Genomic DNA, 14898 nt, shown 5'->3' on the forward strand with positions numbered 1-14898 from the left:
AGTCTACTATATCGTTATAGCATAAAGAAATTTATAATATTCATCGACGCTTTTATCCCAGGTAAAGCGCTCTTTTTTAGCATTCGCTTTAATTTTTTTCCATTGAGGTTTATCATTTAAGAAAATATCTAACACCAAATCAAAAGAATCTACCATGTTTCTAATTTTCTCATCGGTAGTTGTTCCATCAAAACTAAAGCCTGTTTTTAAATGTTGAACGGTATCTTTTAACCCTCCTGTGTGATGTACTAGACAAGGATGTCCATTTCTCATAGCAAGCATTTGACTTATTCCGCAAGGTTCAAATAGGCTAGGCATAAAATAAAGATCGGACTCTAAATAAATGCTATCGATTAGATCTTCTGACTGACCATTGGTGAAAATAAAATTCTTGTGCTTGTAACTAATTTCGCGAAACATTTCCTCATATTCCGGAGCACCTGTTCCTAACAACATAAACACACCATTGACCTTCGCTAACTTTTCTAAGATCTCAATAAACGCTTCTGGGGAATGTTTAATGTAATAAAACTTTTGCTCTGTAAGTCTGGCTACACTAGACACAATAAAATCTGGCTTATGCTCTACATAGTCCATTATCTTCTCACCCGTATGCGCTAAAAAGTCATACTTATATTTCTTTGATTCTTCTTGCAACCAACCAAATAAAGCTCTTATAATATTACGATATAGCCTGCCTTTTTCCGCAGCCCTAATATTATTATAATTAGAGCCATTGAGAATACCAAATAACCGACCTTCTAAGTCCGCATTTTGCAAATCTGCCTCTAAACTCTCTCCTCCAATAAAATCTGGCGGATTACTTGGCACCAAAATATCCTCTTTATAAGACGGAGACACTGTATGTACCGCATCTGCAAGCCGCACCCCTACCGCCATTAGGTTAATACAATCCCAATACCGGTGATCTCTTAGGTTATCATAATCAATAGGAATTTCAGGAAAGAAGTTCTGAATAGACGAATAATTACCACCAAAAGGTCTTATGCCTTGTATCGCCAAATTATGAATGGTATACACAAAGCGTAATTGCTTGAGTTTCTCATAAGATGGATGGTATTTCCTTAAAAACAAAAGTAAGCTTGAATGCCAATCATGCAGATGAACAATATCTAAATCACCAAATGCGTTTTGGTTTACAGCTTCTGCTACAGCTGTACAGAATATAAAATATTTTACGGCATCATTAAAAAAAGGTTCCGTAGGATCATTATGATAAATATGTGCAATATCACCTGGTTGAATTTCAGGATGATGAATTACATAATGCGTTAAATTTTCAAAGTCCTTTTTAGGTTGAACTCTATACAGTTCTGCCGTATAATCTTGCCCTCTTAATTGAAAATTTAAATGCATTAGGAATGTCCCTTCCCTATGAAGCCTTGAATATGCGGGAACCACAATATGGGCACTATCACCCTTTCTTGAAATTTGACGCGGAACATCTCTGACCACATCACCCATTCCACCTGCTTTACATTTAGGTATAGCATCATTTTCAGCGGCAACAAAAAGAAAATTATTCATTTAGGAGGATATTGCATTAGAATCTATGTTCAAGATAATTATTTAATTCCTATAATAATTCATAGATTAAAATTTTCTCAAAAAAAAAGCCTTTCTAAATTAGAAAGGCTTTAAATAATTATAAAATTACTTCTTTAGCTTAAAAGCTTTATCCTTCGGATAATAAGCAACACTACCTAACTCTTCTTCAATTCTTAACAATTGATTGTATTTTGCCATACGATCAGATCTCGAAGCAGAACCGGTCTTAATTTGACCTGTATTCAATGCTACCGCTAAATCTGCAATGGTATTATCTTCTGTTTCTCCTGAACGGTGAGACATTACTGAAGTATAACCAGCATTTTTAGCCATATTTACTGCAGCAATTGTTTCTGTTAAGGTACCAATCTGGTTTACTTTAATCAAAATAGAATTTGCTATTCCATTTTCTATCCCTTTAGAAAGACGCTCTACATTAGTTACGAATAAATCATCACCCACTAATTGAACTTTATCGCCAATCTTTTCTGTTAAAGATTTCCAACCATCCCAGTCATTTTCATCCATACCATCTTCGATAGATATGATTGGGTATTTAGCCGCTAAATCTGCTAAGTATTGCGCTTGCTCTTCAGAAGTTCTAATAACCCCTGTATCGCCTTCAAATTTCGTATAATCGTATTTTCCGTCTACATAAAACTCAGCTGCAGCACAATCTAAAGCGATCATTACGTCATCCCCAAGTTTGTATCCTGCTTTATCTACTGCTTTTGCAATAGTATCTAAAGCATCTTCTGTACCACCGGCTAAATTTGGTGCAAAACCACCTTCATCACCAACCGCAGTACTTAAACCTCTATCATGTAATACTTTTTTAAGATTATGGAAGATTTCAGTTCCCATTTGCATTGCATGTGAAAAACTTTCTGCCTTAACTGGCATTACCATGAATTCTTGAAATGCAATAGGAGCATCTGAGTGAGAACCACCATTAATGATATTCATCATAGGTACTGGCAATGTATTAGCACTAACCCCACCAATATATCTATATAAAGGCATCCCTAATTCTTCCGCTGCTGCCTTTGCAACCGCTAAAGAAACTCCTAAAATAGCATTAGCACCCAATTTTGATTTATTTGGCGTTCCATCTAATTCAATCATTGTTTGATCGATAAGATTTTGCTCAAAAACAGACATTCCAATAATTTCTTCTGCTATATCAGTATTTACATTAGCAATAGCTTTTGTAACACCTTTACCCATAAAAGCTTTACCTCCATCACGAAGTTCAACAGCTTCATGTTCTCCAGTTGATGCTCCAGAAGGAACCGCAGCTCTTCCCATTACACCATTTTCAGTAAACACATCTACTTCTATCGTAGGGTTACCTCTTGAATCTAAAATCTGTCTTGCATGAATGCTAATTATGATACTCATATATTTTTATATTTTAATGTTGAAATACACAGCAAATATACAAAAGTAAGGTGTTAGAAAACGCCCTCAATCCCTTAAAAACTGTGACAAATAACCTTTATTTAAACTATAACGTTTTAGTTGGCTTTAACTTTAATCATATCAAAAAACTGATCAAATAAATATTCTGCATCATGAGGTCCAGGACTCGCTTCTGGATGATATTGAACAGAAAATACATTCTTAGCATTCATTTTAATTCCTGCTACAGTTTTATCATTGAGATGCACATGGGTAATATCTATAGCTGTATTAGCCTCTGTTTCTTCTCTATTAATAGCGAAGCCATGATTCTGAGAAGTAATTTCACCCTTACCTGTAATTAAATTCATAACAGGATGGTTAATTCCCCTATGACCATTATGCATTTTATAGGTAGAAATACCATTAGCCAAGGCAATTACTTGATGTCCTAGACATATTCCGAACAAAGTTTCATCGTTTGCTATGATATCTTTAGCTGTTTGAATCGCGTCTGTTAATGGCTCAGGATCACCTGGGCCATTAGAAATGAAATACCCATCTGGTTCAAAATCTTGCATTTCTTTAAAAGAAGTATTGTATGGATATACTTTTATATAAGCACCTCTTTTAGCTAAGTTTCTAAGAATATTCTTTTTGATCCCAATATCTAAGGCTGATATTTTTACTGGGGCATTCTCATCACCATAGAAATAAGGTTCTTTAGTAGAAACTTTAGAAGCCAATTCTAAACCTTCCATACTAGGAATGTTTTTCAATTGCTCCTTTAGACCATCAATATTATCAACCTCTGTTGAGATAACTGCATTCTGTGCTCCGTTGTCACGAATATAACTCACAAGAGCTCGTGTATCAACGTCAGATATCGCAAACAATTTATTATTATCTAAAAATTCTTCTAAACTTAGGTCTGCTATAGCTCTAGAAAAAGTATAGCTAAAGTTTTTACAAATTAAACCAGATATTTTAACACTATCAGATTCAATTTCTTCAGAATTGGTTCCATAATTTCCAATATGGGCATTGGTTGTCACCATCAATTGACCAAAATAAGATGGATCCGTAAATATTTCTTGATACCCCGTCATTCCAGTGTTAAAACACACTTCCCCGAATGCTGTTCCTTCTTTATCACCTACTGCTTTACCATAAAAAATAGTTCCATCAGCTAATAAAATAAGAGCTTTTTTTCTAGTTTGATACTTCATTTTTAGGAATTATATTAAATATTTTACAAAATAACACAAAAAAAAGGATAAGCTTTTCAACTTATCCTTTTCTAATATTAATACTTATAAACCATCTTATTCTTCTGAACTTTCTGGTTGATTAGTTTCTTGAGAAGCCTCAGCCGCCGGAGCGTCCGATTTCTTAGCCTTTCCTCTTCTAGTAGTTTTCTTAGCTGGAGTTTTAGAAGCATTGTAAAGCTCATTAAAATCTACCAACTCGATCATCGCCATATCAGCGTTATCTCCTAAACGAGTACCTAACTTAATAATTCTAGTATAACCACCTGGACGGTCAGCTATTTTTTCTGCTACCGTACTGAATAACTCAGTTACAGCATATTTATCTCTAAGGTTCTTGAAAACAACACGTCTATTGTGTGTTCCTTTCTCAGTAGTCTGATTATTCTCAGTCTTAGCCTTAGTGATCAATGGCTCAACAAACTGCTTTAAAGCTTTAGCCTTTGCTACAGTTGTGTTTATTCTTTTGTGTTCGATAAGAGAACAAGCCATATTTGCAAGCATTGCAACTCTATGCGCCTTCTTTCTACCTAAGTGATTAACTTTTTTACCGTGTCTCATTACTTTATTCTATTTTCTTCCTTATCCGAGATTTTCTCTTCCAACAGAAGTAAAATTAATCTTTATCTAATTTATATTTTGACAGATCCATACCGAAACTTAAACCTTTATTGATTACAAGTTCTTCAAGCTCTGTTAATGACTTTTTACCGAAGTTTCTAAACTTCATTAAATCATTTTTATTAAAAGAAACTAAGTCTCCTAGAGTATCTACTTCCGCAGCTTTCAAACAATTTAGAGCACGAACCGAAAGATCCATATCTACTAATTTTGTTTTTAATAACTGACGCATGTGTAGGGACTCTTCGTCATAAGTTTCAGTTTGTGCAATTTCGTCAGCTTCTAAAGTGATACGCTCATCAGAGAATAACATAAAGTGGTGTATTAAAACCTTAGCACCTTCTGTTAAAGCATCCTTTGGAGCGATAGAACCATCAGATTCAATTTCGAAAACTAATTTTTCGTAATCGGTCTTTTGTTCTACACGAAAGTTTTCAATGCTATATTTTACATTCTTAATAGGTGTAAAGATAGAATCAATAGCTATCGTACCAATTGGAGCACCAGACTTCTTATTTTCCTCAGCAGGAACATAACCTCTACCCTTTTCAATAACTAACTCCATATTGAAGTTAACTTTAGCATCCATATTACAGATTACTAGATCAGGATTAAGTACTTGAAATCCAGAAATAAATTTTTGAAAATCCCCTGCTGTAAGTTGGTTTTTACCACTTACCGAAACAGAAACAGTTTCAGAATCTACATCTTCAATTTGTCTTTTAAAACGAACTTGCTTAAGGTTTAGAATAATTTCAGTTACATCTTCTACGATACCAGATATAACAGAGAATTCATGCTCTACTTTATCTACGCGAATAGAGGTAATTGCAAAACCTTCTAAAGAAGATAGTAATACTCTTCTTAAAGCATTTCCAACAGTCAATCCATAACCAGGTTCCAAAGGGCGGAATTCAAACTTCCCTTCGAAATCTGTCGAATCAATCATTATAACTTTATCGGGTTTTTGAAAATTAAATAATGCCATAATTGGATCAGTGTTGTTTATTTAGAGTATAACTCGACGATTAATTGTTCTTTGATATTCTCTGGAATTTGAAGTCTTTCAGGAACAGCAACAAAAGTACCTTCCATTTTTTCAGTATTCCAAGTCATCCATTCGTAAACACTACTGTTAGCAGCTAACGAATCTTGTATTGTAGAAATTGATTTAGACTTTTCTCTAACACCAACAACATCCCCTGCTTTTAAAGAATACGAAGGAATGTTTACTAACTCTCCGTTAACAGTAATATGTCTGTGTGATACTAATTGTCTAGCTCCACTTCTAGAGTTAGAAACTCCCATTCTGAAAACAACGTTATCTAAACGACATTCACATAATTGAAGTAAAATTTCACCAGTAACACCTTCTTTTCTCTTTGCAGTTGCGAAAATGTTTCTAAATTGTTTTTCTAATATACCGTAAGTGTACTTAGCTTTTTGCTTTTCCATTAACTGAACAGCATACTCAGATTTTTTTCCACGACGTCTAGCGTTTCCGTGTTGTCCTGGAGGGAAATTTCTTTTTTCAAAAGATTTATCATCTCCGAATATTGCTTCGCCAAATTTACGAGCAATTTTAGTTTTTGGTCCTATATATCTTGCCATCTTCTTGTTGTTTGAAAGTATGATTATGAATTAAGGCTTATCCTTCGATAATCGTATCAATACTTTCTGTGAAATATCCTATTTTAAAAGGACTATTAGTAATTATAATTAAACTCTTCTTCTTTTTGGTGGTCTACAACCATTATGTGGAATTGGTGTTACATCAATAATTTCTGTAACTTCAATACCAGCATTATGTAAAGAACGTATTGCAGATTCTCTACCATTTCCTGGTCCTTTAACGTAAACTTTCACTTTTCTTAGTCCTGCTTCATGTGCAACTTTAGCACAATCTTCAGAAGCAACTTGAGCTGCATAAGGAGTGTTCTTCTTAGAACCTCTGAATCCCATTTTACCTGCAGACGACCAAGAAATTACGTCACCTTTTTTATTTGTCAAAGAAATAATAATGTTATTGAAAGATGCTGTTACGTGAGCTTCACCAACAGATTCTACAATAACCTTACGTTTCTTTGCAACTTTTGTATTTGACTTTGCCATATTTTTAAGTTTCTAGTTGTTAGTTCTGAGTTATTGGAATCCTAAACCTTTCGATTTCAAGCAGATTCTTCTAACGTCCAAATACTAATGACTACTGTCTAATTTTTATTTAGTTGCTTTTTTCTTGTTAGCAACAGTTTTTCTCTTACCTTTTCTAGTTCTAGAATTATTCTTCGTTCTCTGTCCTCTTAACGGAAGACCAGATCTATGACGAATACCTCTGTAACAACCAATGTCCATTAAACGTTTAATGTTTAATTGAGTCTCAGAACGAAGTTCACCCTCGATAGTGAAAGCAGAAACTGCCTCACGAATACGACTGATTTCATCATCGTTCCAATCAGACACCTTTGTATCTTCACTTACTTGGGCATTTGCTAAAATTTCTTTAGCTCTACTGTTACCTACTCCGAAGATATAAGTAAGAGCAATTACCCCTCTTTTCTGTTTTGGTATATCAACACCTGCAATTCTTGCCATAACTACCCTTGTCTTTGTTTAAATCTAGGATTCTTTTTGTTTATTACGTACAATCTACCTTTTCTGCGAACAATTTTGCAGTCGGCACTTCTTTTCTTTAATGATGCTCTAACTTTCATCCTATTATCTTAATATCTATATGTAATTCTTGCTTTACTCAAATCATAAGGACTCATTTCTAATTTTACCTTATCACCTGGAAGTAATTTTATATAATGCATACGCATCTTGCCTGAAATATGGGCTGTAACAACATGTCCATTTTCTAACTCTACACGAAACATTGCATTTGATAATGCTTCAATTATGCTACCGTCTTGCTCTATTGCTGATTGCTTAGCCATAACTTACGCTACCTTTCTATTTTTACCTGTCTTCATTAACCCATCATAATGACGATTTAACAAATACGAATTAACTTGTTGTACTGTATCTATTGCAACACCAACCATAATTAATAGTGATGTACCACCATAAAACATGGCCCAACCTGGTTGAACATCCATTAACTTAACTACAATTGCAGGCAATACAGCCAGCAAAGCTAAGAAAATAGATCCTGGTAACGTAATTAAAGACATAATCTTATCTAAAAAATCGCCAGTTTCTGCTCCAGGCCTAATTCCAGGGATAAAACCGCCGCTTCTTTTTAAGTCATCAGCCATTTTATTTGTCGGAACCGTGATTGCCGTATAAAAATATGTAAATACAATTATCAAAAATGCAAATAACAAATTGTAAGCCAATCCAAAAATATCTTGGAATTGAACTTCCATCCATTGCCCCCATGCTGTTTCATTAAATGTCTTTCCAATTAATCCAGGAGCAAACATAATTGCCTGTGCAAAGATAATTGGCATAACACCAGAAGCATTAAGCTTTAAAGGAATGTACTGTCTAGTTCCCATAGCATCTTTCTCATATCCACCAGAAGCAGATCTACGAGCGTATTGCACCGGTATTTGTCTAGTAGCCATTACCAATAAAACACTTAGTAGGATTACCACAAACCAGATAATAACTTCAATTAAAACTAACATTGGACCTCCTGTTCCTTCCCATCTCGAAATAGCTTCTTGAGCAAAGGCTTGAGGTAATGTAGCAATAATACCAATCATAATTAATAAAGAAATACCATTACCGATACCTCTATCCGTAATTTTCTCCCCTAACCACATTGCAAATACAGTTCCAGTTACTAAGATAATAACCGCAGGAATCATGAAATCAAGACCTTTACCAAGAACAAAAGCACTATCCGGCACACCAAACTGACTTAAACCTAATAAATAAGTTGGAGCCTGTAAGATACAGATACCGATAGTTAACCATCTTGTAATTTGATTGATAGTCTTTCTTCCACTTTCACCTTCTTTCTGAAGTTTCTGCAAGTAAGGAATAGCTATTCCCATTAATTGCACTACAATAGAAGCAGAGATATAAGGCATAATACCCAATGCAAAAACAGAGGCTTTTGCAAAAGCACCCCCTGTAAAAGCATTTAATATTCCAAAGATTCCGTTTTCTGTACCAGAAGTTAAGGCTCCTAGTTGCGCTGTATCAATACCCGGGAGCGCAATTTGCGCCCCGAATCTGTATACTAACAATAAACCAAGAGTAACAAGGATTCTTCCTTTTAACTCTTCAATCTTCCAAATATTAGATAATGTCTCGAAAAATTTCTTCATAGTGTATTTCTTATAAACTTATTGCTTCGCCACCAGCAGCTTCTATAGCCGCTTTAGCAGTAGCAGTAAATTTATGTGCTGATATTTTAAGAGACGCTTTTAATTCACCTCCACCTAATATTTTAACTAAATCAGATTTTCGGGCTAATCTATTTTGAACCAATACATCTAAATTAATAGCATCTTTAGCGATACCATTATCTACAAGTAATTGCAACTTATCTAAATTAATACCAGCGTATTCCTTTCTATTAATATTTGTAAAACCAAATTTAGGAACACGTCTTTGAAGTGGCATTTGCCCACCTTCAAAACCAATCTTTTTAGAATACCCAGATCTAGATTTAGCACCTTTGTGACCTCTAGTGGCAGTACCACCTTTTCCAGTACCTTGCCCACGTCCTACAATCTTACCTGCACGGTGAACAGCGCCTTCAGCTGGTTTTAAACTATTTAAATTCATCTTTATATTTTTTTAAGCTTCCTCAGTTGAAACTAAGTGATTAACTTTAGCTATCATACCCATAATACTAGGGGTATTCTCATGTTCTACAACTTGACCTAATTTTCTTAAACCAAGTGCTTCAAGAGTTTTTTTCTGTCTAAGAGGTTTTTTAATACCACTCTTAACTTGTGTAACTTTAACTTTTGCCATAATACCTTAATTTATCCCTTAAAAACTTTTTCAAGAGAAATTCCTCTTTGTGTAGCAACCGTCTTAGCATCTCTAATCTGCAATAATGCATCAAATGTAGCCTTAACAACGTTGTGTGGGTTTGAAGACCCTTGAGATTTTGATAATACATCATGAACCCCAACTGCTTCAAGTACCGCTCTTACAGCTCCACCAGCAATTACCCCGGTACCATGAGATGCAGGCTGAATATAAACTCTAGCTCCACCAAACTTACCTTTTTGTTCGTGAGGTATTGTTCCTTTAATTAAAGGAATTCTAATTAAATTTTTCTTAGCGTCATCAATAGCCTTAGAAATAGCAGTAGCAACTTCTTTAGACTTACCTAAACCTTGACCAACTACGCCATTTTCGTCACCAACAACAACGATAGCAGAGAAACCAAATGCTCTACCACCTTTTGTTACTTTAGTAACTCTTTGTACACCAACTAAACGATCTTTTAAATCAAGACCTCCTGGTTTTACAACTTCTACGTTTTTGTATTTCTGGTACATATATATTTAGAATTTAAGTCCTGCTTCTCTAGCTCCTTCAGCTAATGATTTTACTCTACCGTGATATAAACAACCACCTCTATCAAAAGCTACTGTCTCAACACCAGCTTTCTTTGCTTTTTCCGCAATAGTTTTACCTACTAAGTTAGCTATTTCAGTCTTAGTTCCTTTAACATCAACTATCTCCTTATCTCTAGAAGATGCTGCAACTAAAGTTACCCCACTGTTATCATCTATAACTTGTACATAAATTTCTTTGTTACTTCTAAAAACCGATAATCTCGGTCTTGCAGCAGTACCAAAAGAAACTTTACGTATTCTTCTCTTAATTCGCTGTCTTCTTTCAGTCTTTGATAATCCCATAATTCTACTTATTATGCTGACTTACCAGCTTTTCTTCTTAATTGTTCTCCAACAAACTTAACACCTTTTCCTTTATACGGCTCTGGTCTACGGAAAGATCTTATTTTAGCAGCTACTTGACCTACTAATTGTTTGTCAAAAGACGTTAACTTAATAATTGGATTTTTTCCTTTTTCAGATACAGTTTCAATTGAAACCTCTGGAGCAAGATCTATAACTATATTATGAGAAAAACCTAAAGCCAAATCTAATCTTTGACCTTGGTTACTTGCTCTATAACCTACACCTACAAGTTCCAATTCTTTAGTCCATCCTTTTGATACACCATCGATCATATTGTTAACCAAAGATCTGTAAAGACCATGCTTAGCTTTATGCTCTTTAGTATCAGAAGATCTAGTTACAAAAACTTGATCATCTTCAACCTTTACTTCAACAGCGCTATATTCTTGAGTTAACTCACCCAACTTACCTTTTACAGTAATTAAATTATCTTTTATCTCAACGGTTACTCCCTGAGGTATCGCAACTGGATTATTACCTATTCTAGACATTTCTTAAATCTTTATAGTATTAATAAACGTAACATAATACTTCACCACCAACTTTTTCTAGCTTAGCTTGCTTACTCGTCATAACCCCATGTGAAGTTGAAACGATAGCAATACCCAATCCGTTAAGTACTCTTGGTAAATCAGTAGAACCAGCATACTTACGTAGACCTGGCTTACTTATACGCATAATTTTTTTTATCACAGGTTCTTTAGTTAGCTTATCATACTTCAAAGCTATTTTCACCGTGCCTTGAACCTTATTTGGTTCAAACTTATAACTTAAAATATATCCTTGTTCGAATAATATTTTAGTCATTTCTTTTTTCAAATTAGATGCAGGAATCTCGACAACTCTGTGCCCAGCGCTACTCGCATTTCTAATTCTTGTTAAGTAATCCGAAATTGGATCTGTTACCATATGTACTAATTTGCAGTATTGGTTTTTAGCAATGCGCTAAACCTGATACCAGTTAATATTTAAATTGACTACCAGCTAGCTTTTTTAACTCCTGGTATTAACCCTTCATTTGCCATTTCTCTGAAAGTTACACGCGAAACACCAAATGTTCTCATGTAACCTCTAGGTCTACCTGTAAGCTTACATCTATTATGTAAACGTACCGGATTAGCATTTCTAGGTAGTTTCTGTAACCCTTCGTAGTCTCCAGCTTCTTTCAAAGCTTTTCTCTTCTCAGCGTACTTTGCTACAGTTTTTTCTCTTTTAACCTCGCGGGCTTTCATCGATTCTTTAGCCATCTTAATTCTTTTTAAAAGGTAATCCCAATTGAGTTAATAATGATTTAGCCTCTTTATCTGTTTTTGCAGAAGTTACAAAGGTAATATCCATTCCGTTGATTCTATTGATTTTATCAATATTTATCTCAGGAAAAATAATTTGCTCTGTAACACCAAGATTATAATTACCACGTCCATCAAAGCCAGTAGCCTTAATTCCTTGGAAATCTCTAACTCTTGGAAGTGCGCTAGTAACTAAACGATCAAGAAATTCAAACATTCTTTCACCTCTTAAAGTAACCTTACAACCGATTGGCATACCTTTTCTAAGCTTAAAAGAAGCAACATCCTTCTTAGAAATAGTAGCTACAGACTTCTGACCAGTAATTGTAGTTAATTCATCAACCGCATGGTCTATTAACTTCTTATCTGCTACAGCTGCACCTACACCTCTACTAACAACTATCTTCTCTAGCTTAGGAACCTGCATAACGTTCTTATACCCAAACTCTTCTTTAAGAGCGCCAATAATGCGCTCATTGTATTCTGTTTTTAACCTTGTAACGTAAGCCATAACTATATTACTTCATTAGATTTTTTAGAGACTCTAACTTTTTTCCCATCTCTAACATCGTAACCTACTCTCGTAGTGCTACCAGATTTAGCATCAATCAATGCTAAATTAGATATGTGTAAAAGTGCCTCTTTCTTTACGATACCACCTTGAGGATTTTTAGCACTAGGCTTTTCATGCTTAGATACCATATTAGCACCTTCAACAATCGCCTTGTTCTTATCAAAATCAATCTTCATAATCTTACCTTCCACACCTTTATGGTCTCCAGCTACGATTCTTACGATATCTCCTACTTTTATTTTTAGCTTTTTCATCTGTTTCTAAATGTTATAGCACCTCTGGAGCTAATGATACAATTTTCATGAATTGCTTATCACGAAGTTCTCTAGCTACAGGTCCAAAAACACGTGTACCTCTCATTTCTCCAGTTGGATTTAAAAGAACACATGCGTTATCATCAAAACGAATGTAAGAACCATCTTGTCTTCTTACTTCCTTTTTAGTTCTAACTACAACCGCAGTAGAAACAGCACCTTTTTTAATAGTACCATTAGGAGTAGCTTCTTTAACCGCTACTACTATTTTATCTCCTACAGAAGCATATCTTCTTTTTGTACCACCTAACACTCTAATGGTCAAAACTTCTTTTGCCCCAGTATTGTCAGCTACCTTTAATCTTGATTCTTGCTGTAACATAATTATTTAGCTCTTTCAATGATTTCAACCAATCTCCAACACTTAGTTTTACTTAAAGGACGTGTTTCCATTATCCTTACTGTATCACCAATATTGCAATCATTTGCCTCATCGTGTGCAACATATTTTTTAGTTCTTAATACGAACTTTCCGTACATAGGGTGTTTTACTCGCTTAACTTCTGAAATCACAATTGATTTCTCCATTTTGTTGCTAGTAACAACTCCTACTCTCTCTTTTCTTAAGTTTCTTTTTTCCATAAAGCAGAACCAGTTATTGGTTATCCCTTTTAGTTAATTCTGTCGCTATTCTAGCCACTGTTCTTCTCGCTTTTCTTATTTGAAGCGGGTTTTCCAACGGAGTAACGCTATGCGCTATTTTCAAATCTGAATGTTGCTTCTTAGCCTCAGCTAATTTAGAGCCTAACTCCTCAACAGATAATTCCTTTACTTCTGATTGTTTCATAATTCCTTACAATTAAAAATTAAGCTGAATAATCTCTAGCAACAATAAACTTTGTTTTAACAGGTAATTTCTGCGCTGCAAGACGTAACGCCTCTTTAGCAATCTCCTGAGACACCCCAGCGATTTCGAACATAATCCTACCAGGTAAAACCACAGCAACAAAATATTCAGGAGCACCTTTACCTTTACCCATACGAACCTCTAGAGGTTTTTTGGTAATAGGCTTATCTGGAAATATTTTAATCCACATTTGCCCCTCTCTTTTCATATATCTAGTAGCAGCAATACGCGCTGCCTCTATCTGTCTTGATGTAATAAAACTTGTATCTAAAGATTTTATACCGAACATACCATTTGAAAGCTGATGACCTCTTCCAGAGATCCCTTTCATTCTACCCTTCTGTGTCTTACGAAACTTGGTTCTTTTAGGTTGTAACATTTTTCTACTTCTTTAAAAATTACTTTCTACGACGTGGTTTCTTGTTACCATCTTGCTTACCACCTTTAGCACCTTGGCTTTTTTCCATACCAACTAAAGGAGATAAATCTCTTTTACCATAAACCTCACCTTTCATAATCCACACTTTGATACCTAATCTTCCATAAGTAGTATGTGCTTCATGTAAAGCATAGTCGATATCTGCTCTAAAAGTCGATAATGGTATTCTTCCATCTTTATAAGATTCAGAACGAGCCATTTCCGCTCCATTTAAACGTCCAGAAATTTGAATTTTAATACCTTCAGCATTCATACGCATCGCTGCAGCAATTGCCATTTTAATTGCTCTTCTAAATGAAATTCTATTTTCAATTTGACGAGCAACACTAGCCGCTACAAGATTTGCATCTAACTCAGGTCTTTTAATTTCAAAAATATTAATCTGAACCTCTTTATCAGTAATTTTCTTAAGCTCCTCTTTCAACTTATCTACTTCCTGACCACCTTTACCGATAATAATACCAGGTCTTGCAGTTGTAATAGTAATAGTAATAAGTTTTAAAGTACGCTCAATAATAACTCTTGATACACTAGCTTTCGCTAAACGAGCATGAACATATTTTCTGATCTTGTTATCTTCGGCTAATTTATCACCGTAATCATTTCCACCATACCAGTTAGACTCCCATCCTCTAATGATGCCTAAACGAATTCCGATTGGATTTGTCTTTTGTCCCAT

General features: G+C 34.8%; 25 protein-coding genes. All 25 read right to left on the reverse strand.

Annotation, left to right across the window (positions count from 1 at the left end):
• Nucleotides 1-6 precede the first annotated feature (6 nt).
• The 25 genes from M666_RS00870 to rpsC all read right to left on the reverse strand — a co-directional run bounded on the left by M666_RS00870 (nt 7) and on the right by rpsC (nt 14898).
• The gene (locus tag M666_RS00870; RefSeq protein ID WP_029445353.1) at nt 7-1548 is read right to left on the reverse strand and encodes a glycogen synthase; all 1542 of its coding nucleotides are present in this window, start codon (nt 1546-1548) and stop codon (nt 7-9) included.
• A 126-nt stretch (nt 1549-1674) separates the two neighbouring features.
• Entirely contained in the window at nt 1675-2970 is a 1296-nt protein-coding gene (gene eno, locus M666_RS00875; protein ID WP_024479374.1) for a phosphopyruvate hydratase, read from the reverse strand.
• A 116-nt stretch (nt 2971-3086) separates the two neighbouring features.
• A complete protein-coding gene (gene carA / locus M666_RS00880) occupies nt 3087-4199 on the reverse strand; it encodes a glutamine-hydrolyzing carbamoyl-phosphate synthase small subunit (protein ID WP_029445352.1) in 1113 nt (370 codons plus the stop codon).
• 96 nt (nt 4200-4295) lie between these two features.
• Nucleotides 4296-4799: a 50S ribosomal protein L17 gene (gene rplQ, locus M666_RS00885; protein WP_024479372.1), complete on the reverse strand. Its 504-nt coding sequence runs from the start codon at nt 4797-4799 to the stop codon at nt 4296-4298.
• A 55-nt stretch (nt 4800-4854) separates the two neighbouring features.
• Entirely contained in the window at nt 4855-5847 is a 993-nt protein-coding gene (locus M666_RS00890; protein ID WP_025614031.1) for a DNA-directed RNA polymerase subunit alpha, read from the reverse strand.
• Nucleotides 5848-5864: 17 nt separating this feature from the next.
• Nucleotides 5865-6470 carry a 30S ribosomal protein S4 gene (rpsD, locus tag M666_RS00895; protein WP_024479370.1) on the reverse strand — a complete coding sequence of 202 codons (606 nt, stop codon included), beginning with the start codon at nt 6468-6470 and terminating at the stop codon, nt 5865-5867.
• 108 nt (nt 6471-6578) lie between these two features.
• Nucleotides 6579-6971, reverse strand: coding sequence for a 30S ribosomal protein S11 (gene rpsK, locus M666_RS00900; RefSeq protein ID WP_024479369.1), 393 nt, complete (start codon nt 6969-6971; stop codon nt 6579-6581).
• Nucleotides 6972-7076: 105 nt separating this feature from the next.
• A complete protein-coding gene (gene rpsM / locus M666_RS00905; RefSeq protein ID WP_024479368.1) occupies nt 7077-7451 on the reverse strand; it encodes a 30S ribosomal protein S13 in 375 nt (124 codons plus the stop codon).
• 2 nt (nt 7452-7453) lie between these two features.
• A complete protein-coding gene (gene ykgO / locus M666_RS20165) occupies nt 7454-7570 on the reverse strand; it encodes a type B 50S ribosomal protein L36 (RefSeq protein ID WP_010181906.1) in 117 nt (38 codons plus the stop codon).
• Between the two features lie 9 nt (nt 7571-7579).
• Entirely contained in the window at nt 7580-7795 is a 216-nt protein-coding gene (gene infA, locus M666_RS00910; RefSeq protein ID WP_013549436.1) for a translation initiation factor IF-1, read from the reverse strand.
• Between the two features lie 3 nt (nt 7796-7798).
• Nucleotides 7799-9139 carry a preprotein translocase subunit SecY gene (gene secY / locus M666_RS00915; protein WP_024479367.1) on the reverse strand — a complete coding sequence of 447 codons (1341 nt, stop codon included), beginning with the start codon at nt 9137-9139 and terminating at the stop codon, nt 7799-7801.
• A 10-nt stretch (nt 9140-9149) separates the two neighbouring features.
• Nucleotides 9150-9602 carry a 50S ribosomal protein L15 gene (rplO, locus tag M666_RS00920; RefSeq protein ID WP_029445351.1) on the reverse strand — a complete coding sequence of 151 codons (453 nt, stop codon included), beginning with the start codon at nt 9600-9602 and terminating at the stop codon, nt 9150-9152.
• Nucleotides 9603-9614: 12 nt separating this feature from the next.
• Nucleotides 9615-9794 (reverse strand): 50S ribosomal protein L30, encoded by a 180-nt coding sequence (gene rpmD / locus M666_RS00925; protein ID WP_024479365.1) that lies wholly within the window; start codon nt 9792-9794, stop codon nt 9615-9617.
• A gap of 11 nt (nt 9795-9805) precedes the next feature.
• Entirely contained in the window at nt 9806-10330 is a 525-nt protein-coding gene (rpsE, locus tag M666_RS00930; RefSeq protein WP_024479364.1) for a 30S ribosomal protein S5, read from the reverse strand.
• A 6-nt stretch (nt 10331-10336) separates the two neighbouring features.
• Nucleotides 10337-10693, reverse strand: coding sequence for a 50S ribosomal protein L18 (gene rplR / locus M666_RS00935; protein ID WP_024479363.1), 357 nt, complete (start codon nt 10691-10693; stop codon nt 10337-10339).
• Between the two features lie 11 nt (nt 10694-10704).
• The gene (gene rplF / locus M666_RS00940) at nt 10705-11247 is read right to left on the reverse strand and encodes a 50S ribosomal protein L6 (RefSeq protein WP_024479362.1); all 543 of its coding nucleotides are present in this window, start codon (nt 11245-11247) and stop codon (nt 10705-10707) included.
• A gap of 19 nt (nt 11248-11266) precedes the next feature.
• Nucleotides 11267-11665 carry a 30S ribosomal protein S8 gene (gene rpsH, locus M666_RS00945; RefSeq protein WP_013549443.1) on the reverse strand — a complete coding sequence of 133 codons (399 nt, stop codon included), beginning with the start codon at nt 11663-11665 and terminating at the stop codon, nt 11267-11269.
• A 68-nt stretch (nt 11666-11733) separates the two neighbouring features.
• A complete protein-coding gene (gene rpsN, locus M666_RS00950; RefSeq protein WP_024479361.1) occupies nt 11734-12003 on the reverse strand; it encodes a 30S ribosomal protein S14 in 270 nt (89 codons plus the stop codon).
• A gap of 1 nt (nt 12004) precedes the next feature.
• Nucleotides 12005-12556, reverse strand: coding sequence for a 50S ribosomal protein L5 (gene rplE, locus M666_RS00955; protein WP_024479360.1), 552 nt, complete (start codon nt 12554-12556; stop codon nt 12005-12007).
• 2 nt (nt 12557-12558) lie between these two features.
• A complete protein-coding gene (rplX, locus tag M666_RS00960) occupies nt 12559-12873 on the reverse strand; it encodes a 50S ribosomal protein L24 (RefSeq protein WP_024479359.1) in 315 nt (104 codons plus the stop codon).
• A 13-nt stretch (nt 12874-12886) separates the two neighbouring features.
• Nucleotides 12887-13255 (reverse strand): 50S ribosomal protein L14, encoded by a 369-nt coding sequence (gene rplN, locus M666_RS00965; protein ID WP_013549447.1) that lies wholly within the window; start codon nt 13253-13255, stop codon nt 12887-12889.
• 2 nt (nt 13256-13257) lie between these two features.
• The gene (gene rpsQ, locus M666_RS00970; RefSeq protein ID WP_013549448.1) at nt 13258-13515 is read right to left on the reverse strand and encodes a 30S ribosomal protein S17; all 258 of its coding nucleotides are present in this window, start codon (nt 13513-13515) and stop codon (nt 13258-13260) included.
• A gap of 13 nt (nt 13516-13528) precedes the next feature.
• Nucleotides 13529-13720 carry a 50S ribosomal protein L29 gene (rpmC, locus tag M666_RS00975; RefSeq protein ID WP_024479358.1) on the reverse strand — a complete coding sequence of 64 codons (192 nt, stop codon included), beginning with the start codon at nt 13718-13720 and terminating at the stop codon, nt 13529-13531.
• A 19-nt stretch (nt 13721-13739) separates the two neighbouring features.
• On the reverse strand, nt 13740-14159 hold the full coding sequence (rplP, locus tag M666_RS00980) for a 50S ribosomal protein L16 (protein ID WP_024479357.1): 420 nt from the start codon (nt 14157-14159) through the stop codon (nt 13740-13742).
• A gap of 19 nt (nt 14160-14178) precedes the next feature.
• Nucleotides 14179-14898 (reverse strand): 30S ribosomal protein S3, encoded by a 720-nt coding sequence (gene rpsC / locus M666_RS00985; RefSeq protein ID WP_024479356.1) that lies wholly within the window; start codon nt 14896-14898, stop codon nt 14179-14181.

The sequence above is a fragment of the Cellulophaga baltica 18 genome, from assembly GCF_000468615.2.
Taxonomy (GTDB): domain Bacteria; phylum Bacteroidota; class Bacteroidia; order Flavobacteriales; family Flavobacteriaceae; genus Cellulophaga; species Cellulophaga baltica.